This window comes from Salinicola avicenniae (genome assembly GCF_023736115.1).
In the GTDB taxonomy this organism is placed as follows: domain Bacteria; phylum Pseudomonadota; class Gammaproteobacteria; order Pseudomonadales; family Halomonadaceae; genus Salinicola; species Salinicola avicenniae.
In genome coordinates, this window is the sequence record NZ_JAKQZC010000001.1 from 602663 (window position 1) to 627275 (window position 24613).

A 24613-nucleotide genomic window follows, 5' to 3' on the forward strand; every position below is an offset into this window, starting at 1 on the left:
ATCGCTGGTTGCCGGCGGCGGGCCGGCAGCCATTGACCTGTTCTCGCCCCGTCTGCTGTCGACCCAAGCCTTTTCGACTCGACGTATAACAATCACAATCGGAGGCTGCACGCATGCAAGCACTCTTTGTCATCGCCTATCTACTGCTGATGGTCGTCATCGGCTTCTATTTCTCCCGGCGCAAGGTCCACGACGATACCGACTTTATCGTCGCCGGGCGCTCGCTCTCGACGATCGTCCTGACAGCCACCCTGCTGGCGACCTTCGTCGGCTCCGGTTCCATCGTTGGTGGTGCCAGCTTCGTGTTCCAGCACGGCCCAGGCGCCGCGATCTTCTTATTCTCTGGCACGCCGGTCGCTGCGCTGGTGATCTACTTCCTGCTGGCCCGCAAGATGCGCCGCTCGCGGGCAACGACCATTCCCGCGCTGATCGAGGAGCGTTTCGGCCCGGCCGCACGCGCCATCGCCTCGTTGATCATCCTGCTGGCCTATGTCGGTATCGTCGCATATCAGTTCACCGGTGCCGGGCAGGCGCTCAATCTCGCTTTCGGCCTGCCGGTCTGGCAGGGCGTACTGGTGGCAGCGGCGGTGATGATCGGACTGGCGACCATGGGCGGGCTGATCTCGGTTGCCTATACCGATTACCTCAGCGCGATTCTCATCTTCGGCAGCATGCTGATTGCGTTGCCGCTGGTATTGACGCGGCTTGGTGGACTGGATGGCCTGTTCGAGGCGCTGCCGGCGACTCAGCAGACGCTGCTGGGCGGGCTCTCGCCGTGGCAGGCGCTCGGCTATTTCCTGCCGTTGTTCCTGCTGATCCTGGGAGATCAGAACCTGTTCCAGCGCTTCGCCGCCGCGCGCGACCCGGCCACCGCTCGCAAAGCCTCCATGGGTCTGGTGATAGCCTCGATTGCCAGCTCCGCCCTCATCATCTTGCTGGTCTGCGCCACGCGGGTGATGTTCCCGAACATCACCCCCTCGACGGCGATGATGACGCTGGCCCAGCAGGGCTTACCGACGGTGGTGGGCGGTCTGCTGCTCGCCTCGCTGGTAGCGCTCTTGCTGACGACCGGCAACTCCTACCTGCTTTCCGCCTCCGCCAGTCTGACCCAGGATATCCTCGGCGGCTGGATGAAGCTGAAGATCCCCGCTGGCAAGGCGCTACTGGTCAATCGCCTGACCGTCGTCGGTCTCGGCGTGCTGGCGTGGATTCTGGGTGGCTTCTTTCCCAGCGTGCTGGCGATGCAGATGTACTCCTACGGCATGTACGGCGCGGCCATCACGCCGGTCTTCCTGGCGGCATTGCTGTGGCCGCGTGCGACACCGACAGCGGCCCTGGCCGCCATGATCGTCGGTGGCATCGTGACCCTGGTCTGGGAAATTCCGCTGGCCAAGCCGATGGGCTGGAATAGCGTACTGGTGGCGATGCCGCTCGCTTCGCTGACGCTGATCGCGGTCAGTCTCGCTGGCGGGCGCCGCGCAGTGGCCTCGGCCAACGCCTGATCGAGCATCGATCGCCGATAGCGCCCGGCGCTCGCGGATAGCGAGGCCGGGCGCTGTCGTTCCTGGTGCGCGGCGCGCTTAACGGGCCAGCCAGCCACGGGCGATCAGCGGTGCGAAGAGACGGCGATGCAGGGTACGCGCCAGCGCATGCAGTGGCGGCAGGTAGCGCGACTCCAGCGCGGCGGCGAGGCCGGCGACGCCGAGCGAGACCGCCAACGCCCCGAGCATGTCGAGCGGAAAGTGGACGCCCAGGTAGACCCGCGACCAGGCGATGCCGACGCCGATCCCCGCCAGCGCGATACCGAGCGTGCGCGCGCCGCGCGACAGCAGCAGGCTGATCGCGAACGTCGAGATAACGGTCATGTGATCGCTGGGGAAGGAGGCGTTGGGTGCATGCGCGAGATAGGTGTGGCCCACGGGCACCACGAACGGGCGTGGATGCATCCACACCAGCGTGATCAGCTGGTTGACGGCCAGTGCCGCGATGCAGGCGATGAGTGCGCGCAGGGCGATCTTCTGGCGCTCAAGATCTCTCTGCAGCCAGCCGACGATCAGCAGCAGCGGTACCAGATAGATGGCGTAGATGGCGAAGGCGTAAGCGAGATCGAGGGTCAGACGCGGGGCGTGAGCCGGGGCATTGAGCCAGTCGAACAGACGCAGGTTGAGAGCTTCCATGACAGTGAACCGATGACCTCCTGGGTGACGAGCGGCTTATGCTACGCGCCGGCTCGAAGGCCGACGGCAGCAATTGGTAACGCGATCGTCATCTTTGTGTAGTCGTCGCGGCGCTGGCGTCGTGGCTAGCCGACACGGCTGGTCTGCCGGACACTCCGGCGCAGCGACTGGACAAAGGCGGCGATGAAGACCAGCGAGAAGAGCAGCACGATGGTCGGTGCCGGCGCGCTGTCGAGGAAGAACGAGAGATAGACGCCGAGAAAGGCGATGACTGCCGACATGATCACTGCCACCAGCAGCATACTGCCGAAACGCCGGGTGAGCAGGAAGGCCACGGCGCCGGGGGCGATCAGGAGGGCAATGGCGAGGATGATACCCGCCGCCTTCAAGGCGCCGACGATGGTCAGCGAGATCAGGCAGAGCAGGCCGTAGTGCAGCCAGTTCACCCGCAGGCCTACCGCGCGGGCCTGTGCAGGATCGAAGGCGTGGAGCAGGAAGTCCTTCCACTTGAGGCCGATGAGGCCGGCCACGATTGCGGCGATGGCGGCCGAGCCGGCGATGTCCTGCCAGCCGACGCCGAGAATGTCGCCGAAGAGAATGTGATCGAGATGCACGTGGGTCTGGATCCGCACGTAGAGCACCAGCCCCAGGCCGAACATGCCAGCGTAGACGATCCCCATGATCGTGTCCTGCTTGATGCGGCTGTTCTCCTGGAGAAAGCCGGTGGCGACGGCACAGAACATGCCGGCGGCGAAAGCGCCGATGGCGTAGGGAAGGCCGAGCATGTAGGCCACCACCACGCCGGGAAAGACCGCATGCGAGATCGCGTCCCCCATCAGCGACCACCCCTTGAGCACCAGGAAGCAGGAGAGCAGCGCCATGGGGACCGAGACCAGCACGGCGATCAGCATGGCGTTGACCATGAAGTCGAACTGGAAGGGGGCGAGCAGCCAGGCGTGCCAGCTCATCGTCCCGACTCGCCGTGATGCGTGAGGGCGCCTTCTGCGGGCTCGGGTGGCCGGCGCAGGGTCGCGGCGGCGCGGCGTCTGGCGGCAAGCATGCCGTGCTTGGGTGCCAGCAGGAAAGCGATGAGAAACAGGAGCGTTTGCAGCACCACGATGACGCCGCCGGTGGCCCCGTCGAGAAAGTAGCTGAGATAGGCGCCGATGGCGCTGGTCAGCGTGCCGATCGCGACCGCGACGACCAGCAACCGAGGGAATCGGTCGCACAGCAGGTAGGCCGTGGCGCCGGGGGTGATCACCAGGCAGATGACCAGAAAGGCGCCAACGGTCTGCAGGGCGGCGACCGTCGAGGCGGACAGCAGCGTGAAGAAGACGATCTTCAGCGCGTTGGGGTTGAGCCCGATCGAGCGCGCGTGGTGCTCGTCGAAGAAGGTCACCATCAGATCCTTCCACTTCGCCAGCAGCACGAGCAGCGAGACGCTGCCGATCAGCGCCAGCTGCCAGGTATCACTCGGGCTGATGGCGAGCACGTTGCCAAGCACGATGGTCTGGATGTTCACCGACGTCGGTGACAGGGACACCATGAACAGCCCGAGGCCGAAGAACGTGGAGAAGATCAGTCCAATGATCACGTCCTCCTTCAGTTGGCTGCGCTGATGCAGAAACAGCATGGCCGCCGAGGCGAGCCCGCCGGCGAAGAAGGCGCCAAGAGAGAAGGGCAGACCGATCATGTAGGCACCGGCGACGCCGGGCACGATGGCGTGCGATAGCGCATCGCCGATCAGCGACCAGCCCTTCAGCATCAGGTAACAGGAAAGAAAGGCGCATACGCCGCCGACCAGCGCCGAGACCCAGATAGCGTTGCGCATATAGCCGTAGGCGAACGGTTCGAGCAGCAGATCGATCATTCGCGCGTTCCCCCGCCGACGTCGTCATCTGCGCCTTGAGTCGGACCAGATGCCGAGGCCGAAGCCGACTCTTGGTCTCGCGTGCGGCGCCGTGCGGCGATGCCGTTTTGCAGCACCAAGGGGCGTTCGTCGTCGGTGAAGACGCCGACCGGATGCCGTGACGCCGTTTGGCCGGCGTCCTGCTCGAGCACGAAGTGGCGCAGTACGCCACCGAAGGTGTGCTCCAGGTTGGCCTGGGTGAACGTCTCTTCGGTCGGGCCATGAGCGAGCACCGTGCCCTTGATCAGCACGGTGCGGTCGCAGAATTCCGGCACCGAGCCGAGGTTATGGGTCGACACCAGCATGACCCGCCCTTCGTCGCGGAGCTCCCGCAGCAGTCGGATGATCTGGTCCTCGGTCTTGACGTCGACACCGGTGAAGGGCTCGTCGAGCAGAATGACGCGCCCTTCCTGGGCCAGCGCGCGGGCCAGGAAGATACGCTTCTTCTGGCCGCCGGAGAGCTCGCCGATCTGACGCTTGCGAAATGCGCTCATGTCGACCCGTGCCAGCGCGGCATCGACCGCCTCGCGATCGGCGCGCTTCGGTAGGCGCATAAACCCCATACGACCATAGCGGCCCATCATGACGAGATCCTCGACCCGTACCGGAAAGTGCCAGTCCACCTCCTCGGACTGCGGGACATAGGCGACCAGATTGCGCTTCAGCGCCTGAGAGACCGGCATGTCGAGCACCCGGATCTCGCCCCTGGCCAGGCGGACGAATCCCATGATCGCCTTGAACAGGGTCGATTTGCCGGAACCGTTGACGCCCACCAGCGCGGTGATGGTGCCGGTGGGAATCGCGAAGGTCGTGTCGTGCAGCGCGGTGTGGCCGTTGCGATAGGTCACGGTGGCATCGGTGACGCGAATGCCGCTGCCGTCGGCCGTGTCGGCCACGCCGCGCGGGGCAGCGGACGAGCGGGCGGTCATGGCGTCGTCCCCGCGGTCAGACCGTCGGCAATGGTATCGGCGGTGACGCGCAGCAGGTCGATATAGGTCGGTACCGGCCCCTCGGGCGTGCTCAACGAGTCGACGTAGAGCACGCCGCCATAGTGGGCGCCGGTCTCGCGGGCAATCTGGCGAGCCGGACGATCGGAAACGGTGCTTTCGCTGAAGATGGTCGGAATATCGTGCTCGCGCACGCTGTCGATGACCTGACGTACCTGTTGCGGCGTCCCCTGCTGATCGGCATTGATCGGCCACAGATAGAGTTCGCGCAGCTCGAAATCCCGCGCCAGGTAGGAAAAGGCGCCTTCGCTCGTCAGCAGCCAGCGGTTCGATTCGGGAATGGCGGCGAGCTTGTCGCGGATCGGGGAGACGGCCGATTCGATCCGCTGCTTGTAGTGCTCGGCGTTCTGGCGATAGGTCTCTGCATGCGCCGGATCGTGTTCGATGAAGGCGTCGCGGATGTTGTCGACGTAGATCAGCGCGCTGGATGGCGACATCCAGGCGTGGGGGTTGGGTTTGTCGCGATAGGGTCCGTCCGTGATGCTCATCGGCTCGACGCCGTTGGACACCACGGCGCTTGGCACGTCTTCCAGGTGGCGAAAGAAGCGTTGGAACCAGAGCTCGAGATCGAGCCCGTTCCATAGAATCAGGTCGGCATCCCGGGCACGCAGGATGTCACCGGGCGTTGGCGAGTAGTTGTGAATCTCCGCGCCGGGCCGGGTGATCGAGGTGACCGTGGCAGCGTCGCCGGCGACGTTTTGCGCCATGTCCGCGATCACGGTGAAGGTCGTCACTGCCTTGAACCTGGCAGGCTCGTCATCCTGTGCGTCGGCGGCGGGGGCGATGACCATTCCGAAGAGGGTCAGCAGCGCCACCGCGATGGCATTCACGAGCATCGTATACCGCGCCATAAAACCGAGCATGAAGGCTCCCACTTGAGGCATGGCGGAAAGGCTATTGGTGTCACGCTGGCGTGATACTTCGAGCGCGAAACATTAGCGAATCCGCCTTTTTTACCATGGTTAAACTGATATCCCTTGGTTTCGATTTATAGCACCGGTTGATTTGACTGTGAAGCCTGTGCGATCCGTCGGAATGCACGGGAAGGGAAAACCAGAAAGGGAAAACCGGGAAGGCGGTAGCCCCCGGAAGCCGATAGGCGTCACGCGTCGCGGGGTAGCCAGGGTGCTGCCAGCGCCAGGCTGCCATGGCCGCTGCGCTTGAGGCACGAGAGCACCGCGAGCCAAGTCAGGTCGGTCGGGTGAACCTGGGCCGCGGGCACGATCTGCAGGGCGCCCGCCGTCAGGCCGGCCGAGCCACCATCCGGAATGAAGATCGACGTCCAACCATCCGCGCTGTCGACGATCAGGCAGAACTGCACGACATCCCCATCGATATATAACCCGACCTGTGTATCGGTATCCTCTTCCATGCCGGTCAGGCGCGCCATCGTGTCCTTGAGCAGGCGATAGCCGGGCACGTTATCGAGCAGCTTGTCCTCGATGACATGACGAATGCGCTTCGCTGCTCGGGTCTGGGCCAGCAGGCCGGCCAGAAAGCAGAGCAGGAGCAGGGCCAACAGCGCGGCGAGGGAGAGCAGGGTCACGCCGGCCACGCTGTGATGGGCGAAGACGGGCAGCAACTTGGCGATCGGCACGCGCAGGATGCCCACGGCTTTCTGCACGAGGATCGCGATCAATATCAACGGCAGGATGAACAGCACGCCGCCGAGTGCCGTCGTCTTGAGAAATCGGAACATCGGCCCCTCCTGATGCCCGCGCCGGGGCGGGCGGATACCGCGCACGAATATCGACAAGCGTCATCGACGTCGGTTGCCCGGCGAGCCTAGGCACGGTTCGGATCCACCTAGTATGGAATCTTCCGATCAGCGCGTCGCGGCCATGTGGCGAGGCAATGGTCGAATCGGCAAGTCGTCGCGGTGGCGTGCAATAGCCGAGCAGTGGGGGCGCGACCCTCGAAATTGACGAGATTTGGGGGTCTCGACAGTCGAGGCTGGCATCAGATGCGCGGCGCGGCAGACGCGACGTTATCCCTCACGCGGCAGGGCGCGCAGCAGCGCCTCGCAATCGGCGAGCTGCCAGTCGACGTCCGTCGGGTCGCGCATCGTGGGGGCATTGACCAGTACCGTTCGCGTGCCCGCCGCCCGGCCGCAGGCCATGTCCAGATGGCTGTCGCCGACCATGACCATCGCCTCGGGCGCGACCTGCCATTGGTCGATGAAATGATCGAGCCCGCCGGGGTGCGGCTTGGGCGGTGCCTCGTCGCGCCCGAGTACGTCGTGCGGCGCGAAGCAGTCGTCGAGCCCGATTGCTTCGAGTGTGATATGCGCCAGTGCCTTGGCGTTGCGGGTCAGAATGCCGAGCCGACAGTCGCGCCGACACAGCTCGCGAATCAGCTCGATGGCACCGACCGCTGCGGTGGAGCGCAGCGCCAGCTCACGCTCGTGTGCGAGCAGCCAGGCATGCTTCGCCTCGCGCTCGGCGGTGGGCAACGTCTCCAGATGGTGGAGGATATCCGCCGATTCGGGAATCTCCAGCTCGCGCCGAATGGCGGGGAAGTCATGCACGCCAACGGTCAGCGTGCCATCCATGTCGAAGACCCAGTGGGTCAGCCGAGGAATCGTGGAGCAATTCATTTCAGGCATAGGAGCACGCTAGCAGACGACGAGACCTCATCCTAACCCTGCCTTGGTGTGCCTTCACGTCTCGCTACGAAATAGCCGAAAGCGATAGGTCATTGACGTTCGTCTAATCGTATACGAATATGCAGAAAGACCATTGGTCATCATTCCAATAACAATTGAGACTCATCATGGCATCTGTCGTTACGTACCCTGGGCTCGACACGGCCGATCGGCCGATGGGGCCGGCACCACTTTCCCCCGCGCTTCAGAGCGGTCCCTTCCTTTTCGTCTCTGGCCAGGTTGCCATCGATCCGCTGAGTGGCGAGATCATTGGCGATGACGTCGCCACGCAGACGCGACAGGTGCTGACCAATATCCAGACACTGGTCGAGGCCGCCGGGCTGACGCTGGCCGATGTGGTCAAGGTCGGCATCTTCCTGACGCGTCCCGAGCAGTTCGATGCACTCAACGCGGTATACGCCGAGTTCTTCGGCGCCCCCTATCCGACCCGCGCCACCATTGGCGTCAGCCTCAACAATCCGGCGCTGCTGGTGGAGATGGACGCCATCGCCCTGCGCTGGCCCGATGCCACGGCGAGCTGAGGCCGTCATGCACATTCACGTTCTCAACGGCAGTGGCCCGCTCGCACTGGCGCCGGGAGAGCTGGACGCCCGGATAGCCGAAGCGGGGCTTGATGCGGGTACCCTGCGGATCACGCAAAGCCTGGGGGCCGAACTGCCTCACGATCTCGGCTCGCCGGAGGTGCTCTTTACCTGCCACGCGCTCGACCTGAACGCGGCGCGTGCGGTCTATCCGTCGCTGCGTTGGGTGCAGGCGATCTCGGCAGGCGTGGAGACATTCACCGCCGACCGCGAGGGCCGCGTGATCCTGACCAATGCGTCCGGCGTGCATGGCGAGAAGGGTGCCGAGTTCGTGCTGACGGCAGTGCTGATGCTCAACTACGCCATTCCCAACTTCATCGACGACAAGCGCGAGCGACGTTGGCAGCCGGTCTTCGGCGGCACCCTGGCCGGCAAGACCTGCACACTGCTCGGCGTTGGCGGTATCGGGCAGGCGGTGGCGGCGACGCTGCGCGAGCGAGGCATTCGAGTGATCGGCGTGACCCGCAGCGGGAACAGCGCCGCGATGCTCGATCGCTGTATCGCGACGAGCGAGATCTGGCCGAGACGGACTTTCTGGTCTCGACGCTGCCCTCGACACCGGACACACGCGGGCTGATGAGCCGTGAACGCCTGGCGCGGCTACCGCAGGGCGCCGGCGTGGTCAACGTCGGGCGCGCCGATGTCTTCGATGACGTTGCGCTGCGCGAGGGACTGGCGGATGGGCATCTAGGCGGCGCCGTGCTGGACGTGTTCCCGATCGAACCGCTGCCGGCCGCACATCCATTGTGGGAGACCCCGCGTCTGATCATGACGCCGCACTGCAGTCTCGATGACCACGACAACTACATGCGCCGCTGTGTGGACATTTTCCTCGACAACCTCGGTCGCTATCGGCGCGGGGATGTTTTGAACAACCGGGTCGATCTCGGTCTGGGTTACTGAACCCGTGCTGCCGCAGCACGGGCATCGACAACGAGCAACGGCAAATGGGCGGTGTGTGGCGAGGTCGGTCCCAGGAGCGAGGTGGTCGCTGCACAGCGTCTCTTAACGAAGAACCAACTTGATTGACCTTTGGAGAACAACAAATGAAGGCAAATGGTTTGAATTCCCGCGCCCTGAAGCCGCTCGCGTTCGCGCTGAGTGCACTGGGTCTTGCGGCTTTGAGCGGCCCACCGGTGCAGGCCGCCGACGATATCTCGCCGACGGCCGAAGCATTCTCCGACATGCCGGCGTGTCAGTCGCTGCGCGAGCAGTATCCAGATCTCGGCGACACGTTGAAGGTCGGGCTCGGTGGCTACACCAAGGGGTGGGAGGCGCCCACCGCCGATGACCCCTCTCAGCTCGAAGGACTGGATCCCTCGCTTTTCGATCGAATCGGCAGTTGTCTTGGCATGACGCCGAGCTATCAGAATGGCTCGTTCAACGTGCTGCTGACCTCGATCGCCAGCGGTCGCGTCGATATCGGCCCGATGCTCTACGTCACCGATGAGCGAAAAGAACAGGTCTCGTTCGTTGCCTCGATTCAGGTGCGTGACAGCTCGATCGTCAAGCAGGGAAATCCTGAAGCGCTGACGTCGATGGATGATCTGTGCGGCAAGACCGTAGCTTCGGCGGCCGGTACCTATGAAGCCGCGACGCTGATCCCGCAGCAGAGCCAAGCCTGTACCGCGGCCGGCAAGCCGGCGGTCAGTCTGTTGTTGGTGCAGAACACTGACAACAGCATTCAGGCGGTGCGCAGCGGACGCGCGGATATCTATCTGACCGAAGCGGGGTCGGCACGTCAGATCTCGGCACAGGATCCGACTCTGGACACGGCTTTCTCCATCGACCTGCCGATCATGGTCGGCTACCCGCTGGCGAAGGACAACACGACGCTGATCAACGCCGTCCATGATGCGTTAGCGGTCATCCAGTCCACCGGGGCCGAGAAGCGACTGCTCGAGCGGTGGGGGCAGGGCGCCGACGGTGAACGTCCGGTCGCGATTTTCGACTGATGTGAGATCCGCCTCGGCCGCTGGCGGTCGGGGCACTGGGCATGCGCGCTCATGACAGCGGCGCGAGGAGCTGCGGCGAGGGTGCCTTGGACGCAACATATCTCGAGGTTGTGACATGCAGGATTTCTTGCACTACCTGACCCTGCCGTATCTGTGGCAGGGCGGGTTGATCGCGGTAGAGCTGCTGATCGGCGCGCTGACCGGCGGCGTGGTGATTGGGTTTTTCCTGGCGCTGGCCAGTCTCTCCAAGCAGTGGTGGATTCGGCTGCCGGTGCAGACCTACATCTATATTCTGCGCGGTACGCCGGTGCTGCTGCAGCTGATTTTACTTTACAACGTGCTGCCGCAGTTCGGCGTAGAGTTCTCCGCCTTCTACAGTGCGTTGATCGCGTTGACGATCAACGAGACCGCGTTTTGCGCCGAGATCATTCGTGGCGGCATTCAAGCCACCGACCGGGAGCAGCGTATGGCGGCACAGGCCTTCGGTTTCTCGCGCACCACCGAGATGGTTCGTGTAGTGATTCCGCAGGCGCTGCGGGCCATCTTGCCGACACTGGGCAATGAGGCGGTCGGTCTTCTGAAGTCGACCTCGCTGGCCTCGGTCGTGGGCGTCAACGAACTGACCATGCGTGGCCAGACCATCGTGTCGCAGAACTTTCTGTTCATTCCGGTGCTGGTCGCCTCTGGCGCTATCTATATCGCGCTCTCCTCGGGGCTGGCCGGCATTCAGTGGTGGCTCGAAAGCCACGTCGGGCTCGAACATCGCGCGCGCCGGGCGCGCCGTCGATATCAGCGATTGAAGGCGAAGATGACCCGCAGCGACGGCACGGCGCTGGTCGCCACGCCCGAGAGCCGGAAGTCTCGTGTGCTCGAGATCGATGATTTGCATGTGGCCTACGGCGACAGCGAAGTCCTCAAGGGGATCTCGCTGACGGTCAAGCGCGGCGAGGTGGTGGTCATGCTCGGCCGCTCCGGGTCGGGCAAGAGCACGCTGCTCAAGTCGATTTTGGCGCTGGCGCCGGTCACGGCCGGCTCGATTCAGGTCGATGGGCACCGCATGGGGCAGACGCGCGGGGGGCGGCCGCTGCGCGCCGGGCAGCTGGCGGACAATCGCGCCCGCTCAGGCGTCGGTATCGTGTTCCAGCATTTTGCGCTGTTCGACCACATGACCGCGCTGCAGAACGCCATGTCGATCCCGCGGCTGGTGCAGCGGTTGCCGACCGGCGTCGCCTGTGAGCGGGCCAGTCGGGCGCTCGAACATGTCGAGCTCGGCGCGTTCGAGGCCAGCATGCCGCACGAGCTGTCCGGCGGACAGAAGCAGCGCGTCGGCATTGCCCGCGCGCTCGCCAGCCACCCCAAGGTACTACTGTTCGACGAACCGACCTCGGCGCTCGATCCGGAGCTGGTGCGTGAGGTCAATCAGACCATTCGCGGGCTGGCGCATACCGGTATCACCATGTTGATTACCACCCACGATATCGCCTTCGCCGAGTCGGTCGCCGACCGCATCGTGTTTCTCAAGGACGGTCATCTGGTCGAGCAGGGGCCGCCGAGCATTCTGCAGACGCCGCGGACCGAGGCGCTGGCGACCTTTCTACGCCATGAAGAGGCGACGCATTTGAAGACGATGGAGGTCATGTCATGAGATCCGCCGACAACCTGCCCTTTGCCGAGGCGACGAGGGCAAAGCTGGGCGATACGCTCTATCGCTATCTGCTCGGCGGCGCGCGGGATGCCGGCGGCGCGGACGGTGATGCCAATGCGGCGGCGCTGAGGCGCTATCGTCTGCTGCCGCGTCTGTTGACTGGGCTCGAGGGCGTCGATACCGGAGTCTCGCTGTGGGGCCATCGCTTCGGCGCGCCGCTGGCGGTGGGTGCCTTCGCCGGGGATCGAGTATTCCACGCCGATGGCCTGTTGCCGGTCGCGGCGGTCTGTCGCCGGCTCGCGCTGCCGCTGATCGTCTCCGAGGAGACGGTAACACCGCTGGCCGAGATCACTGCGATCCACGATGCCTGCTGGCTGCAGCTGCGCGGGGCCGGTCCGCTCGAGCGCGTCGTGCGGCTGCTGGACATGGCCGTCGAAAGTGGGGCGATGGGCGTGATCTTCACCGCCCTGGCACCGACGCACCCGGCGCCGGACATGCAGCCGGGCGGCTTCTCGATCAGCGAAGAGATCGCCGCGCGCGGCTGGTCGACCATCGGCGCGGCCGCCGGCGTCGAGGCGCTGCCGACTTTTCCCGCCTGGAGCGCGGAGACTTTTACCGAAGTCTGTCGACTGGCCGACATGCGCGGATTGCCGGTACTGCTCAAGGGCGTGCTGCGCGGCGAGGATGCGGCGCTCGCCGAGGCGTGTGGGGCGAGCGGCGTGATCGTTTCCAACATCGGACTGCGCCAGAGCGCGCGCTGGGCGCTGGGTGTGGACCGGCTGGCCTCGATTCGGGCGGCGACCTCGCTGCCGGTCGCTCTCGACGGTGGCGTGCGCTCGGGCACCGATGCGCTGATCGCCCGTTGCCTGGGTGCCGATGTCTCGCTTGCCGCACGACCGGTGCTCAGCGCGCTGGCGGCTGGCGGTGAAGAGGCGGTGGCCTCGCTGCTGACGAGTTGGTGCGATGACATTCTCGCCATGCTGACCTGGTGCGGCGTGGACGGCGTTGACGCGCTCGGTCCCGATTTTCTGGCCTCTTCCCCGTCCGAGGAGCCGTCATGAATCACAACGATGCGATAGCCACGCACCATTCCGTACTGCGGCTCAATCTGGGCGATGCCAGCGAATCGCGCATTTACTACTGCGCACACTTCGTCGCCCGCGCACTGGGGCTGTTCGCGCGCCACGGGGTCGAGGTGCGGTTTCAGATGACCGAGGCGGGTGGGCACACGGTTCGCGGCGGCCAGATCCCGGCGCTGCTCTCCGGCGAGGCAGACCTGGCCGTCGGCGGGCCGATGGTGATCATGAAAATGCGCGAAGAGAACGAGGCGCATCTGGTCGCGTTCTGCGCCGTCGCCAACGCCAATCCGTGGGTGCTGGCGAGACCGGAGCCCGGTCGTTTCGCCTCGCTGGCCGAGCTCAAGGGACATCGCGTGCGCGACGTCGCCTGCGTCGGCACCGCGACCATGGCCTTTCGCGACGCGCTGGCGCGGGCCGGCCTCGCCGAGGAGGATGTCGAGATCGTGGACGGTCCTCCGCCCGGCAACCACTGGTCGGACGAGGAAGTCGTGCTGCATTCGCGTCATGCGCTGGCCGAGCCGCTGGCTGCCGGCGAGCTCACCGTGTGGTGCGATCTGGCCGAAGAGACCGGCGCCGTGCCGTGGAGCGCCTACATCGCGGCGCCCGAGGTGCTGGCTTCGCGACCGGCGGCCTTCGAGGCTTTTGTCGGCGCCATTGGCGAGGCGCAGCGTGTCATCGCGAACCAGCCGGCAGCGAAAATCGCCGCGCTCATCGCCGCGGACTATCCCGAACTCTCGCCGGCGGCACTGACGGCCGGGATCGAGGGTTACCGCGAGAGCGGTGTCATCGCCACCGAGCCCGCCATTTCCGCAGCTGACTTCGAGCGCTTCTCGCAGCTGCTCGAGGCGATTGGCTGGCTCTCGGGCGCCGCCGATTATCACCAGCTGGTCGACACACGGCTTTGGCCGGCCCATTCGGCCGCTGCCACGCAGGAGGTATCATGAAGCGTTTGATCCAGGGTGGCACGGTCGTCACCGAACAGGGCGCGCAGGCGCTCGACCTGGTGATCGAGTCCGGCCGTATCATCGGGTTTCACGCCCACGGCACGTTCGCGCCGCGCGACCATGAGGTGATCGATGCGCGCGGACTGATCGTCATGCCCGGCGCGATCGATGTGCACACGCACTTCACCGGGCCGCACGACTCCCCGGAGGAGGAACTGCGCGAGGGCACGCTCGGCGCGGCGATCGGCGGCATCACGACCATCATCGAGATGCCGCACTCCGACCCACCGGCCACCACGCCGGCGGCGTTCCGGCGCAAGCGCGAGTTGCTCGAGGCGACCTCGACGCTCGACTTCGGCCTCTGGGCCGGGCTGACCAACGACAATGCAGACTCGCTCGCCGAACTCGATTCATTGGGGGCGTCGGCGTTCAAGGCGTTTCTGACCAGCGGCAATCCCAGTGGTGAGGCGCCCGACCAGCGCGGCCTGCCGCAGATGAAGGATTCCGCGCTGCTCAAGGCGATGAAGCGTATCCACGGCTTCGACGGCGTGGTTGGCGTGCATGCGGAAAACCACGAGTTGCTGTTGGAAGCGCGACTGGGCGAGCAGGCCGCCGGGCGCCGTGACGCCCGCGCTCACGCGGCCTCCGCGCCGGAAATCGCCGAGATCGAGGCAGTCTCGCGACTGATGCTGTTCGCGGCCGAGACCGGCGTGCGCTGCCATGTGGTGCACGTGAGTTCACCGCGTGCGGTCGAACTGATCCGCCAGGCTAGCGCCAGCGGCGTGCGAGCGACGCTTGAAACCTGCCCCCATTATTTGATTCTCGATGAGGAGGATCTGGTGAGAATCGGCCCGGACGCTCGCTGCGGCCCGCCGCTGCGCCCGCGGCCGACGGTCGATGCGCTGTGGCGCCATGCGCTCGCCGGGCGTATCGATATGCTCTCTTCCGATCACTGTCCCTACCTGCCGGCGCAGAAACGCGTCGGCGACGACTCGATCTGGGAAGCCGGCATGGGGCTGACCGGCGTCCAGACGCTGGGGCCGATGTTCTTCAGCGAAGCGGTCGCCGAGCGTGGGTTGGGGCTCGAGACCTTCGCGCGTATGACCGCGACGGCGCCGGCGCACCTGATGGGGCTCTACCCGCGCAAGGGGGCGATTCGCATTGGCGCCGACGCCGATCTGGCACTTTATGACCCCGAAGCCCAATGGACCGTGCGCGGTGAGGGGTTTCACGGTCTGGCGCCCTGGAGCGCCTTTGAGGGAATGACCTGTCGCAGTCGTGTCGTGCGTACGCTGCTGCGTGGCCAGGACGTTCAGGTCGACGGCGAACGTCGTCTGGTGCCGGGGCAGGGCCAATTTGTCACGCGTCGCTACGCCGAGGAGGAGGTATGAGCGAAGACAGTTCCAGTGTCTCCAGCGGCTGGGAAGCCGCACGGCCGCGCACGCTGGTCGATCATGCTGTCGATACGATTCTCTCCGCCGCGGCGCGCGGGGCGCTCTTGCCCGGTGACAGAGTCAGCGAGCCGGAACTCTGTGCACGGCTCGGCATGAGTCGAGTGCCCGTGCGCGAGGCGCTGCGCATTCTGGAAAGCCAGGGGGTGGTTACCAGCGAGCCCTACAAGGGGATGCGGCTGATGGAGGTCTCGACCCGCCGGCTCGAGCAGATCATCGATGTGCGCGTGTCGATCGAGAGTCTCGCCTGCTGCCGCGCGATCGAAGCGGGTCGCAACGGACCCGAACAGCTCGCGCGACTCGAAGCGGCCATCCATGAGTTGACGCTGATGGCGGAGCGCGGCGACGCCTACGCGTTCGCGATGGCGGACACCGACTTTCATCGTGTGCTGTGCAGCTTTGCCGACAACCCGGTGCTCGATGGTGTCTGGGAGTCGATCGCCCGCCAGCTCACGGTGCTATTCGGGCTATCCACGGCAACCAAATCGATGACGACCATCGTGGGCGAGCACCGGGCGCTGATCGACGTCTTCGCCGCCGGCGACATCGGCCAGATGCAGCGGGAAATCGAGGAGCATATTCGCGTGCAGACGCTCGACATCAACTACGAGGCGATCATCGAGGAGAAACGCCGCGCGCGCGACGCGTGATGCCTCTTCGGTCGGCGAACCGCCAGCGTTCGAGCGGATCGTCGGCCAATGCAGTGACCCACTATCGACCGGGCCAGGCGCCATTTGCGACGTCCGACGCGGTCGTTCATACCAATAACAAGGGCCGTTTTCATGAAAATTACCGATGTCGAGGCGTTCTACCTGCGCCTCCCCGACGTGCAGGCGCGGACCGACAGTTCGCAGGATGCCTTGATCATCCGGATCACCACCGACGCCGGCATCATCGGCTGGGGCGAGGTCGACGGCTGTCCGGTCGTGACCCAGGCGATCATCGAGGCGCCGTACTCTCACACCATGGTGACCGGGCTAAAGTCGCTGCTGATTGGCGAGAATCCGCTCGAGACCACGCGTCTGTGGGACAAGATGTACCAGGCGACGATCTTTTACGGTCGCGGCGGCGCCGTGCTGCAGGCGATGGCGGGGATCGACATTGCCCTGTGGGATATCAAGGGCAAGGCGCTGGACAAGCCGATCGTCGAGCTGCTGGGCGGGGCAGTGCGCGATCGCATGCGGGTATACTCTTCAAACATGTTCCAGTTCGAGCTCGCCGACACGCTGGATCGGGCGCGCCATGCCGTCGATACCGGGCATACCGGGGTCAAGTTCGGCTGGGAGCCGTTCGGCCGCGATGCCAAGGAGGACCTGCGCATGGTCGCCGCGGTGCGTGAGGCGATCGGGGACGACATCGACTTCATGCTGGATGTCGGCATGGCGTGGGACGCCAAGACGGCGATCCAGCGCGCGCGCTCGTTCGAGCCTTTTGATCTCTACTGGATCGAAGAGCCGCTGCATCCGGACGATTATGCCGGCTACGGCAAGGTGTCCCGTACGGCAACTCAGCATATTGCGGCGGGCGAGGAGGAGTGCTCGCTGACCGGTTTCCGCCGTCTGATCGACGAGGGCGATATCGATGTCGTGCAGGTCGATCTCACCCGCACCGGCTTCACTCAAGCGATCCAGATTGCCGATTATGCGCGCGCGCGAGGCAAGAAGGTCTGCAATCACAACTTCACGACCGACATCAATACAGCGGCGTCACTGCACTTCCTATGTGCCATCGATAACGCGCTGGTGATGGAGTATTGCGTGGAGCCCGGTGAGATCAGTCGTAATCTGGCAAGCAACCCGGTGCGTATCGAGGACGGCTTCGCGCATCTGCCGGCTGGCAATGGCCTTGGCGTCGAGCCCAATCTCGACGTGATCGAGAAGTTTCTGGTCAAGCCGGCCCGGTAGCTGTCGGGCGGTTTAGCTTTTCTCCTCCCCCTTTTTCTTCTCCCCACTTTTACGTGGGGAGGAGCCTTCTCCCCCCTCCCGTTCCCGAAACATCTCCACCACACGCTGCTGGGCGACGCCGATGTGGTAGTCGAGCGCGGCTTCGCAAGCGGCTGGATCGCGACTGCGCAGCGCGTCGATGATCGGTTCGTGGGTGTCCGCGACGCGCAGGGCGTCGTCGTAGAGCTGGCCGATCAGCAGAATGCAGAAGCGCATCTCGTGGCAAAGCTCGTCATAGACCTTGACCAGCCGCTGGTTGCCGCTGAATTCGCACAGCATGCGGTGAAAGGCGACATCCTCCTCGATCTGCTGGACGGCGGTGCCGCCCCGGGCGACCTGGCGCATCGTTTCCAGCTGTGCCTGCAACTTGGCTTCCATGTCTGCCGTCAGCGTGCCGGCAAGCTGTCGCGCCGCGTGGCGTTCGAGGCAGAGGCGTAGCTCGTAGACGTCATCGAGCTCGCGGGCGTTGAAGGTGCGCACGAAGAAGCCGCGACGCGGCTGCGAGACCAGCATGCCGCGGCTTTCGAGCAGTCGTGCGGCTTCTCGCACCGGCGCGCGGCTGACGCCGAAGTCCCGGGCGAGCTGTGCCTCGGAGAGGTGCGAGCCGGGGGCGAAGTCTCCCTTGAGCAGGGCCTCGGTCAGCATGTCGGCAATCTGATTGACCAAGTCGCGCTGCTGAATGGCGGCGAACCCGCGTGAGCTCGTGGTCATGGCGTCCCTGTTCTGTCGTTGCCGGCCGCGATCGCGCGGTAGCCGGTATGGGCGAAGGATCTGGCGATGGTGAGATCATCGCGTAAATCGTCTTCCGGGTCGACTGTCGAGTGTCGACAGTTTGAGCGGGGCCTGATAGGTTAGCTTTCAGACATCGGACAAGAACACCGCTTCGACGGCGACGCTTCTGACGAGCGACAGCCCGGACAAGCGGCAACCGAACCAGTGACAGGAGAATGACGATGGATATGGCGACCGACGCCTCCAAGACACCGGTGATCACCGACGCGCGCCGCGACCTGGCGGCGGCCTATCGGCTGATCGCCCATTTCGGGCTGGATGACAGCATCTATACCCATATCTCGGCGCGGGCCCAGGCGGACAAGGAAGACTTCCTGATCAATCCGTATGGCTATCGTTTCGAGGAAGTGACCGCCGGGAATCTGGTCACCGTGGATATCGACGGTCACGTGGTCGACGATCCGGAAGGCGCCGGGATCAACAAGGCCGGGTTTACCATCCACAGCGCAATTCATGCCGCGCGTCCGGACGTGCATTGCGTGCTGCATACGCACTCCGTCGCCGGTGTCGCCGTCTCCTGTCTCGAAGAGGGGCTGCTGCCGCTCAACCAGTGGGCGATGGAGTTCCATGGCCGCACCGCTTATCACGACTACGAAGGGATCGCGCTGGATCTCGCCGAGCGTGAGCGGCTGGTCGCGGATCTCGGCGACAAGTCGATCATGGTGCTGCGCAACCACGGCATGCTGGTCTGTGGCCGAACGGTCGGCGAGGCCTTCAAGCGCATGCACAACCTGGAGCGCAGCTGTCAGGCGCAGCTGGCTGTGATGGCGACCGGCATGAAGATCCGCCGCCCTGACGAGGCGCTGGCCGAACACACCGCCCAGCAGTACGAAAAGTGGGATGCCGACCACGATGTCAGCGATCGCGACCCCGAGTGGGAAGCGTACCTGCGACTGCTGAAGCGCATCCAGCCCGACTTCGAAGGCTGATCGGGCGGCGCGAGACCGGGATGCGCCACCGCACTGCGAGTGTGAAGACTACGCGAGCGTGATGAACGAGGCCGACACCAGAAGGTCAGCGCGAATAGAGCTCAACAAGACGACAAGAGACAATACCGAACGGTAAGAGACAAGACAGAGCGGCGGCGCCGACCGCCGCTGTGACAGCGGTTGAAGATTCGACAAATCCAATAATGACGAGATCGACCATGACCCTGCTATCGTCCGTGCCCGGCCGCCTGTCGGTGGCCACTCTGCTGGTAACGCTCACTGCGCCCGTCCTGGCGCAGGAAACCCCGCAATCCGGTGGCGTCGCCAACGTCGCGATCCAGCCTGAACCCCCTGGTCTGATGCTGCCGCTGGTGCAGAATGCGCCGACCCAGCGCGTCGCCGGCAACATCTTCGAAGGTTTGCTGCGCTACGATGCTGACCTCGATCCCATGCCGCAACTGGCCGAATCCTGGGAGATCAGCGACGACGGCCTGACCTACACCTTCCATCTGCACCCCGACGTGACTTGGCACGACAGCGAGCCGTTCTCCGCCGAGGATGTGCTGTTCTCCGTCGACTTCATGCGTGAGACCAACCCGCGGACCCGTGCCGCGCTCGATCACGTCGCGGACGTGACGGCGCCGGATGACGCGACCGTCGTGTTCACGCTCGATCAGCCTTTCCCCGCCTTCATTCAGGCCTTCGAGGTCGGCACGCTGCCGATGGTGCCGAAGCATATTTATGAAGGCACCGACTACTACAACAATCCGGCCAACCGCCATCCGATCGGCACCGGCCCGTTCGAGTTCGCCAAGTGGGATCGCGGCTCGGTGATCGAGCTCGATAAGAACCCGGACTACTACGAAGACGGCAAGCCCTATCTCGACAAGATCTACTGGCATGTGATTCCGGATGCCGCTTCCCGTGCCGCGGCGTACGAGAACGGTACGCTGGACATCATGCCGGCCGGTTCGGTGGAGAACTTCGACATTCCGCGCCTTTCCGAGATGGAGGGCAGCTGCATGACCGAGGCGGGCAACGAGTACTTCAACCCGTTTGCCATGCTGTGGCTCAACAATCGCGAAGGCCCGACCGCCGACAAGCGTTTCCGGCAGGCGGTGATGTATGCGCTCGACCGCGATTTTGCCAAGAACGTACTCTGGAACGGCCTTGGCCAGGTGCCGAGCGGGCCGTTCACCTCCTCGCTGGCCGCCCATGACGACGATCTCGAGCCGTATCCGCACGATCCGGATCGCGCCGAGGAACTGCTCGACGAGATGGGCTACGACGGCGAACCGGTGCGTCTGCTGCCGCTGCCCTACGGCGAGACCTGGACACGCTGGAGCGAGGCGGTGCGCCAGAATCTCGAGGATGTGGGTATCCATGTCGAGACCGAGTCCACCGACGTCGCCGGCTGGAACCAGAAGATCAGCGACTGGGACTACGATATCGCCTTCACCTATCTGTTCCAGTACGGCGACCCGTCGCTCGGCATCGCACGGACCTATGTCTCCGACAATATCGCCAAGGGCTCGCCCTGGAACAACGTCGAGGGCTACGAGAATCCGCGAGTCGATGAGTTGTTCGAGGCCGCCGCGGTCGAGAACGACCCCGACAAGCGCCAGGCGATGTATGACGAGCTGCAACAGATCCTGCACGAGGACGTGCCGCTGGCGTGGATCATGGAGTTGGCGCAGCCCACCATCTACCGCTGCAACGTGCACGACCTGATCACCACGGGGATCGGTCTGAACGATGGTTTCAAGAACGCCTGGATCGAGCAGTAAGCGACCCTGACGGGAAACGGGATGGGCTGGCGGCCGGCATCGGTCGTCAGCTCCCCTCGGCGAGGACGGAATGATGCCCTATCTCTCCCTGATCCTGGGTCGTATCGGCAAGGCGGTCATTGTGCTGCTGGCGATCCTGGTCTTCAATTTCTTTCTGATACACGCGGCACCCGGCGACCCGGCGGCGGTCATGGCCGGCGAGGCGGGGGCGGCCGACGAGCAGTTCCTGGAAGATCTACGCGAGCGTTTCGGTCTCGACCAGCCGCTGCCGGTTCAGCTTTGGCGCTACATGAGCGGCGTTCTGCAGCTCGACTTCGGCTACTCCTACCGCCAGCAGATGCCGGTGCTCGATCTGATTCTGGACCGGCTGCCGGCCACGCTGATGCTGACCGGTGCCGCCTTCGTGATCTCGCTGGCGCTGGGGATTCTCGCCGGCACGCTGGCGGCGATGCGGGTCAAGCGACCTTCCGGCTCGATCATCATGGGGCTGTCGCTGCTGTTCTATGCCACGCCGCTTTACTGGGTGGCGATGATGGCGGTGCTGATCTTCTCGGTGGTGCTCGACTGGCTGCCAGCCTACGGCTATGCCACCGTCGGTGCCGGCTACACCGGGCTTGCGCATGCGGGCGATGTCGCCGTGCACCTGATCCTGCCGGCGCTGACGCTGGGGCTCTTCTTCATGGCGGTCTACACCCGCATGACGCGCACCTCGATGCTGAGCGTCTCCCAGCAGGACTTCGTCAAGACGGCACGCGCCAAGGGGCTCGCGCCTGGCGTGATCCAGCGTCGTCATATCCTGCGTAACGCGCTCCTGCCGATCATCACCCTGGCTGGCCTGCAGGCCGGGCAGATGGTGGGCGGCGCCGTGCTGACGGAGACCGTGTTCGCCTGGCCCGGCATCGGCCGTTTGATGTACGAAGCGCTGATGCAGCGCGACTACAACCTGTTGCTCGGCATCTTCTTCTTCTGTGCCCTGCTGGTGATCCTGTTCAACATGCTGACCGACGTGATCTACCGGCTCGCCGATCCCCGCATCAAGCAGAGCGCTGCCTGAATGTCTGCGCAGACGAATCGCTTCGTTGCGCGGTGCTCTAGCGCAATCCTAACAGCCAGTTATGTCTTGCCCTCTGAGCGCCGTGCGCCTCGCGCTTCATTCCGCTCGGCGATCCAGGCAACACTTTCCATGGAGGCTGCATGAACTTCTTCAAACGTTTTGCGCAGAATCGCGGTGCGCTGGTCGGCCTGATCATCCTCGCGCTGGTGGTCCTGCTCGCGCTGCTGGCGCCGTTTCTCTATCCCGACTCGCCATGGCGCATGGTGCAGCGGCCCTTCCTCGCGCCCGGCGAAATCGCCGGCTTCCCGCTGGGCACCGACACCATGGGGCGCGACGTGGCCGCCGGGCTGGCCCATGGTGCCTGGGTGTCGCTGCTGATCGGGTTGATCTCGACTGTTGTCGCGCTCGCCATCGGCGTACCGCTCGGCGCGCTGGCCGGCTACTTCGGCGGCAAGATCGACGATGCCCTGATGCGCTTCACCGAGTTTTTCCAGACGATCCCCAATTTCGCCCTGGCGATCGTGCTGGTGGCGATCCTGGAGCCGAGCACGGTTTCGATCGTGCTGGCGATTGCCATCGTCAGCTGGCCGCCGGTCGCGCGTCTGGTCCGCGGGGAGTTTCTGTCGATCAAGCACCGCGAGTACGTCGAGGCGGCGCGGCTGGTCGGCCAGACCCACCGCGACATCATCATCAAGCAGATCCTGCCCAACACGTTGTCGCCGGTGATCGTGCTCGCCTCGCTGATGGTGGCCACCGCGATCCTGCTGGAGTCGTCGCTGTCCTTTCTCGGCCTCGGCGATCCGGACACCATGTCGTGGGGCTACATGATCGGCGCGGCGCGCACGGTGATGCGTCAGGCCTGGTGGCTGTCGGTGATCCCCGGTGTCGCGATCCTGCTTACCGTGCTGGCGCTCAATCTGGTCGGCGAAGGCCTGGATGACGCGCTCAACCCGCAACTGGCGCGTGCGCGCTGAGATGACAGGAGGTCGATCATGAGTGAACTGTCTCGCAACGAGGGGGCGTCCGCCGACGCGTCGAACGCCCCGCTGCTGCGCATCGAGCGCCTGGCTTTGTCGCTGCCGGAGGGGGCCGACCGCCTCTACGCGGTCGATAACATCAACTACGAATTGAACGCCGGCGAGATCCTGTGCGTGGTCGGCGAGTCCGGCTCCGGCAAGTCGATGACCGCCAACGCCGTCATGGGCCTGCTGCCCCAGGGCGTGAACGTGGCCCAGGGTCGCGCGCTGTTTCACGGCCAGGACGTGCTGGCGCTCTCCGAGATCGAACATCGCGAGCTGCGCGGGCAGCGCATCGGCATGATCTTTCAAGAGCCGATGACCGCGCTCAACCCGCTGATGCGCGTCGGCGAGCAGATCGCCGAGGTGTTCGAGGCCCACGGCCTGCTGACGTCTAAGGCCCGGCGCGAGCGGGCCCTGGCGCTGCTGGAAGAGGTGCGCCTGCCCGATCCGCAGGCTGCGCTACGGGCCTATCCGTTCGAACTTTCCGGCGGTCAGCGCCAGCGGGTGATGATCGCCATGGCGCTGGCGCTCGAGCCGGAGCTCTTGATCGCCGACGAGCCGACCACGGCGCTGGATGTGACGACCCAGGCGCAGATTCTGCATCTGGTGAAGGACCTTCAGACCCGTCGCGGCATGGCGGTGATGTTCATCACCCATGACTTCGGTGTGGTGGCCGAGATCGCCGACCGCGTCTGCGTCATGCGCATGGGCAAGATCGTCGAGATGGGCGAGGCGCGCGACGTGCTCGAACGGCCGCAGCATGACTACACCCGGGCGCTGATCGAGGCGATCCCGGGAGACGCGGTGCCGCCGACGCGCGATGCCGGCGACACCAAGCCGCTGCTTTCGGTGTCGGGGCTCGACAAGGTCTATCGCTCGAGCGGCGGCTGGTTTCAGCCCAAGCGGGAAGTGGTCGCGCTGGACGGTATCGAGTTCTCCCTGGGGCGCGGTGAAACGCTGGGTATCGTCGGCGAGTCGGGCTCTGGCAAGTCGACGCTCGGGCGCTGTATCGTCGGTCTCAATACGCCGGATAGTGGCGAGATCTCGCTCAACGGTGTCGATCTGCGCGCGCTCGAGGGGCGCGAGCTGCGCGAGCATCGCCAGCGCATCCAGATGGTCTTCCAGGACCCGTACGCCTCGCTCAACCCGCGTATCAAGGTCGGCATGGCGATCGCCCAGGGGCCGATCGCCAACGGCGTCCCCAAGGCGCGGGCGCTCGAACAGGCGCGCGAACTGCTGGCTACGGTGGGGCTCGATGCCAGCGCCGCCGAGCGTTTTCCGCATGAATTCTCCGGCGGTCAGCGTCAACGTATCGGCATCGCGCGCGCGTTGGCACTCGACCCGGAGCTGATCGTCGCCGACGAGGCGGTCTCGGCGCTGGATGTCTCGATCCAGGCGCAGGTGCTGGCACTGCTCGACCGCTTGAAGCAGGAACTCGAGCTGTCACTGTTGTTCATCACCCACGACCTGCGCGTGGCGGCGCAGATCTGCGATCGTCTGATCGTGATGCAGAAGGGGCGTATCGTGGAACACGGCAGCGCCCGCGAGATATTTCTCTCTCCGCAGCACGCCTACACTCGCGAGCTGCTCGAGGCGATTCCCGGGCGTCAGGATCGACGCGAGACGGCCCCGGCGGCGGTCGGCGCCATCTGAGCGCGGCGGCGACAGCACGTGGA

24 protein-coding genes are annotated in these 24613 nt (G+C 64.9%); 16 read left to right on the plus strand and 8 right to left on the minus strand.

What is annotated here, in order from left to right; genetic code table 11:
- Positions 1–113: 113 nt before the first annotated feature.
- Entirely contained in the window at positions 114–1502 is a 1389-nt protein-coding gene (locus MC381_RS02750; RefSeq protein WP_251976189.1) for a sodium:solute symporter family protein, read from the plus strand.
- A gap of 78 nt (positions 1503–1580) precedes the next feature.
- On the opposite strand, the gene MC381_RS02755 is transcribed toward MC381_RS02750, so the two are convergent.
- The 7 genes from MC381_RS02755 to MC381_RS02785 all read right to left on the minus strand — a co-directional run bounded on the left by MC381_RS02755 (position 1581) and on the right by MC381_RS02785 (position 7698).
- Positions 1581–2177, minus strand: a complete 597-nt coding sequence (locus tag MC381_RS02755; protein WP_251976190.1) for a phosphatase PAP2 family protein — start codon at positions 2175–2177, stop codon at positions 1581–1583.
- A 125-nt stretch (positions 2178–2302) separates the two neighbouring features.
- Positions 2303–3145, minus strand: coding sequence for a metal ABC transporter permease (locus MC381_RS02760; RefSeq protein WP_251976191.1), 843 nt, complete (start codon positions 3143–3145; stop codon positions 2303–2305).
- A complete protein-coding gene (locus tag MC381_RS02765; RefSeq protein WP_286009603.1) occupies positions 3142–4047 on the minus strand; it encodes a metal ABC transporter permease in 906 nt (301 codons plus the stop codon). The genes MC381_RS02760 and MC381_RS02765 overlap by 4 nt, the downstream gene beginning before the upstream one ends.
- Positions 4044–5015: a manganese/iron ABC transporter ATP-binding protein gene (locus tag MC381_RS02770; protein WP_251976192.1), complete on the minus strand. Its 972-nt coding sequence runs from the start codon at positions 5013–5015 to the stop codon at positions 4044–4046. Before MC381_RS02770 ends, MC381_RS02765 begins: the two co-directional genes overlap by 4 nt.
- Complete coding sequence (locus tag MC381_RS02775; protein ID WP_286009604.1) at positions 5012–5956, minus strand: metal ABC transporter substrate-binding protein; 945 nt, start codon at positions 5954–5956, stop codon at positions 5012–5014. The genes MC381_RS02770 and MC381_RS02775 overlap by 4 nt, the downstream gene beginning before the upstream one ends.
- Positions 5957–6195: 239 nt before the next feature.
- Positions 6196–6792 (minus strand): hypothetical protein, encoded by a 597-nt coding sequence (locus MC381_RS02780; RefSeq protein WP_251976193.1) that lies wholly within the window; start codon positions 6790–6792, stop codon positions 6196–6198.
- Between the two features lie 288 nt (positions 6793–7080).
- A complete protein-coding gene (locus MC381_RS02785; protein ID WP_251976194.1) occupies positions 7081–7698 on the minus strand; it encodes an HAD family hydrolase in 618 nt (205 codons plus the stop codon).
- 167 nt (positions 7699–7865) lie between these two features.
- On the opposite strand from MC381_RS02785, the gene MC381_RS02790 reads away from it, so the two are divergent.
- The 10 genes from MC381_RS02790 to MC381_RS02835 all read left to right on the plus strand — a co-directional run bounded on the left by MC381_RS02790 (position 7866) and on the right by MC381_RS02835 (position 17317).
- Positions 7866–8279, plus strand: a complete 414-nt coding sequence (locus MC381_RS02790) for a RidA family protein (RefSeq protein WP_251976195.1) — start codon at positions 7866–7868, stop codon at positions 8277–8279.
- 7 nt (positions 8280–8286) lie between these two features.
- Entirely contained in the window at positions 8287–8916 is a 630-nt protein-coding gene (locus tag MC381_RS02795; protein ID WP_251976196.1) for an NAD(P)-dependent oxidoreductase, read from the plus strand.
- Entirely contained in the window at positions 8886–9242 is a 357-nt protein-coding gene (locus MC381_RS02800; RefSeq protein WP_251976367.1) for an NAD(P)-dependent oxidoreductase, read from the plus strand. The genes MC381_RS02795 and MC381_RS02800 overlap by 31 nt, the downstream gene beginning before the upstream one ends.
- A gap of 143 nt (positions 9243–9385) precedes the next feature.
- Positions 9386–10294, plus strand: coding sequence for a transporter substrate-binding domain-containing protein (locus MC381_RS02805; protein ID WP_251976197.1), 909 nt, complete (start codon positions 9386–9388; stop codon positions 10292–10294).
- 115 nt (positions 10295–10409) lie between these two features.
- Positions 10410–11939 carry an amino acid ABC transporter permease/ATP-binding protein gene (locus tag MC381_RS02810; protein ID WP_251976198.1) on the plus strand — a complete coding sequence of 510 codons (1530 nt, stop codon included), beginning with the start codon at positions 10410–10412 and terminating at the stop codon, positions 11937–11939.
- The gene (locus MC381_RS02815) at positions 11936–13000 is read left to right on the plus strand and encodes an alpha-hydroxy acid oxidase (protein ID WP_251976199.1); all 1065 of its coding nucleotides are present in this window, start codon (positions 11936–11938) and stop codon (positions 12998–13000) included. The genes MC381_RS02810 and MC381_RS02815 overlap by 4 nt, the downstream gene beginning before the upstream one ends.
- Positions 12997–13962, plus strand: a complete 966-nt coding sequence (locus MC381_RS02820; protein WP_251976200.1) for an ABC transporter substrate-binding protein — start codon at positions 12997–12999, stop codon at positions 13960–13962. The genes MC381_RS02815 and MC381_RS02820 overlap by 4 nt, the downstream gene beginning before the upstream one ends.
- Entirely contained in the window at positions 13959–15353 is a 1395-nt protein-coding gene (allB, locus tag MC381_RS02825) for an allantoinase AllB (protein WP_251976201.1), read from the plus strand. The genes MC381_RS02820 and allB overlap by 4 nt, the downstream gene beginning before the upstream one ends.
- Positions 15350–16063 carry a GntR family transcriptional regulator gene (locus tag MC381_RS02830; protein ID WP_251976202.1) on the plus strand — a complete coding sequence of 238 codons (714 nt, stop codon included), beginning with the start codon at positions 15350–15352 and terminating at the stop codon, positions 16061–16063. Before allB ends, MC381_RS02830 begins: the two co-directional genes overlap by 4 nt.
- Positions 16064–16195: 132 nt before the next feature.
- A complete protein-coding gene (locus MC381_RS02835; RefSeq protein ID WP_251976203.1) occupies positions 16196–17317 on the plus strand; it encodes a mandelate racemase/muconate lactonizing enzyme family protein in 1122 nt (373 codons plus the stop codon).
- 12 nt (positions 17318–17329) lie between these two features.
- Here the strand turns inward: MC381_RS02835 and MC381_RS02840 are convergent, their stop codons facing one another.
- The gene (locus tag MC381_RS02840; RefSeq protein WP_251976204.1) at positions 17330–18067 is read right to left on the minus strand and encodes a GntR family transcriptional regulator; all 738 of its coding nucleotides are present in this window, start codon (positions 18065–18067) and stop codon (positions 17330–17332) included.
- A 248-nt stretch (positions 18068–18315) separates the two neighbouring features.
- Here MC381_RS02840 and MC381_RS02845 point away from each other — a divergent pair, with 248 nt between their 5' ends.
- From MC381_RS02845 to MC381_RS02865, 5 genes are all read left to right on the plus strand, one after another.
- Positions 18316–19077 carry a class II aldolase/adducin family protein gene (locus MC381_RS02845; protein ID WP_251976368.1) on the plus strand — a complete coding sequence of 254 codons (762 nt, stop codon included), beginning with the start codon at positions 18316–18318 and terminating at the stop codon, positions 19075–19077.
- A 218-nt stretch (positions 19078–19295) separates the two neighbouring features.
- Entirely contained in the window at positions 19296–20864 is a 1569-nt protein-coding gene (locus MC381_RS02850) for an ABC transporter substrate-binding protein (protein WP_251976205.1), read from the plus strand.
- Between the two features lie 73 nt (positions 20865–20937).
- Positions 20938–21918, plus strand: a complete 981-nt coding sequence (locus MC381_RS02855) for an ABC transporter permease (RefSeq protein ID WP_251976206.1) — start codon at positions 20938–20940, stop codon at positions 21916–21918.
- 140 nt (positions 21919–22058) lie between these two features.
- Positions 22059–22892, plus strand: a complete 834-nt coding sequence (locus tag MC381_RS02860) for an ABC transporter permease (protein WP_251976207.1) — start codon at positions 22059–22061, stop codon at positions 22890–22892.
- Between the two features lie 18 nt (positions 22893–22910).
- The gene (locus tag MC381_RS02865; protein WP_251976208.1) at positions 22911–24590 is read left to right on the plus strand and encodes an ABC transporter ATP-binding protein; all 1680 of its coding nucleotides are present in this window, start codon (positions 22911–22913) and stop codon (positions 24588–24590) included.
- The last annotated feature ends 23 nt before the right edge of the window (positions 24591–24613 follow it).

Excerpts from the sequence above, each read along its gene's own strand:
- MC381_RS02750 (WP_251976189.1), top strand. The coding sequence starts at position 114 with ATGCAAGCACTCTTTGTCATCGCCTATCTACTGCTGATGGTCGTCATC.
- MC381_RS02755 (WP_251976190.1), bottom strand. The coding sequence starts at position 2,177 with ATGGAAGCTCTCAACCTGCGTCTGTTCGACTGGCTCAATGCCCCGGCT.
- MC381_RS02760 (WP_251976191.1), bottom strand. The coding sequence starts at position 3,145 with ATGAGCTGGCACGCCTGGCTGCTCGCCCCCTTCCAGTTCGACTTCATG.
- MC381_RS02765 (WP_286009603.1), bottom strand. The coding sequence starts at position 4,047 with ATGATCGATCTGCTGCTCGAACCGTTCGCCTACGGCTATATGCGCAAC.
- MC381_RS02770 (WP_251976192.1), bottom strand. The coding sequence starts at position 5,015 with ATGACCGCCCGCTCGTCCGCTGCCCCGCGCGGCGTGGCCGACACGGCC.
- MC381_RS02775 (WP_286009604.1), bottom strand. The coding sequence starts at position 5,956 with ATGCTCGGTTTTATGGCGCGGTATACGATGCTCGTGAATGCCATCGCG.
- MC381_RS02780 (WP_251976193.1), bottom strand. The coding sequence starts at position 6,792 with ATGTTCCGATTTCTCAAGACGACGGCACTCGGCGGCGTGCTGTTCATC.
- MC381_RS02785 (WP_251976194.1), bottom strand. The coding sequence starts at position 7,698 with ATGCCTGAAATGAATTGCTCCACGATTCCTCGGCTGACCCACTGGGTC.
- MC381_RS02790 (WP_251976195.1), top strand. The coding sequence starts at position 7,866 with ATGGCATCTGTCGTTACGTACCCTGGGCTCGACACGGCCGATCGGCCG.
- MC381_RS02795 (WP_251976196.1), top strand. The coding sequence starts at position 8,287 with ATGCACATTCACGTTCTCAACGGCAGTGGCCCGCTCGCACTGGCGCCG.
- MC381_RS02805 (WP_251976197.1), top strand. The coding sequence starts at position 9,386 with ATGAAGGCAAATGGTTTGAATTCCCGCGCCCTGAAGCCGCTCGCGTTC.
- MC381_RS02810 (WP_251976198.1), top strand. The coding sequence starts at position 10,410 with ATGCAGGATTTCTTGCACTACCTGACCCTGCCGTATCTGTGGCAGGGC.
- MC381_RS02815 (WP_251976199.1), top strand. The coding sequence starts at position 11,936 with ATGAGATCCGCCGACAACCTGCCCTTTGCCGAGGCGACGAGGGCAAAG.
- MC381_RS02820 (WP_251976200.1), top strand. The coding sequence starts at position 12,997 with ATGAATCACAACGATGCGATAGCCACGCACCATTCCGTACTGCGGCTC.
- allB (WP_251976201.1), top strand. The coding sequence starts at position 13,959 with ATGAAGCGTTTGATCCAGGGTGGCACGGTCGTCACCGAACAGGGCGCG.
- MC381_RS02830 (WP_251976202.1), top strand. The coding sequence starts at position 15,350 with ATGAGCGAAGACAGTTCCAGTGTCTCCAGCGGCTGGGAAGCCGCACGG.
- MC381_RS02835 (WP_251976203.1), top strand. The coding sequence starts at position 16,196 with ATGAAAATTACCGATGTCGAGGCGTTCTACCTGCGCCTCCCCGACGTG.
- MC381_RS02840 (WP_251976204.1), bottom strand. The coding sequence starts at position 18,067 with ATGACCACGAGCTCACGCGGGTTCGCCGCCATTCAGCAGCGCGACTTG.
- MC381_RS02845 (WP_251976368.1), top strand. The coding sequence starts at position 18,316 with ATGGCGACCGACGCCTCCAAGACACCGGTGATCACCGACGCGCGCCGC.
- MC381_RS02850 (WP_251976205.1), top strand. The coding sequence starts at position 19,296 with ATGACCCTGCTATCGTCCGTGCCCGGCCGCCTGTCGGTGGCCACTCTG.
- MC381_RS02855 (WP_251976206.1), top strand. The coding sequence starts at position 20,938 with ATGCCCTATCTCTCCCTGATCCTGGGTCGTATCGGCAAGGCGGTCATT.
- MC381_RS02860 (WP_251976207.1), top strand. The coding sequence starts at position 22,059 with ATGAACTTCTTCAAACGTTTTGCGCAGAATCGCGGTGCGCTGGTCGGC.
- MC381_RS02865 (WP_251976208.1), top strand. The coding sequence starts at position 22,911 with ATGAGTGAACTGTCTCGCAACGAGGGGGCGTCCGCCGACGCGTCGAAC.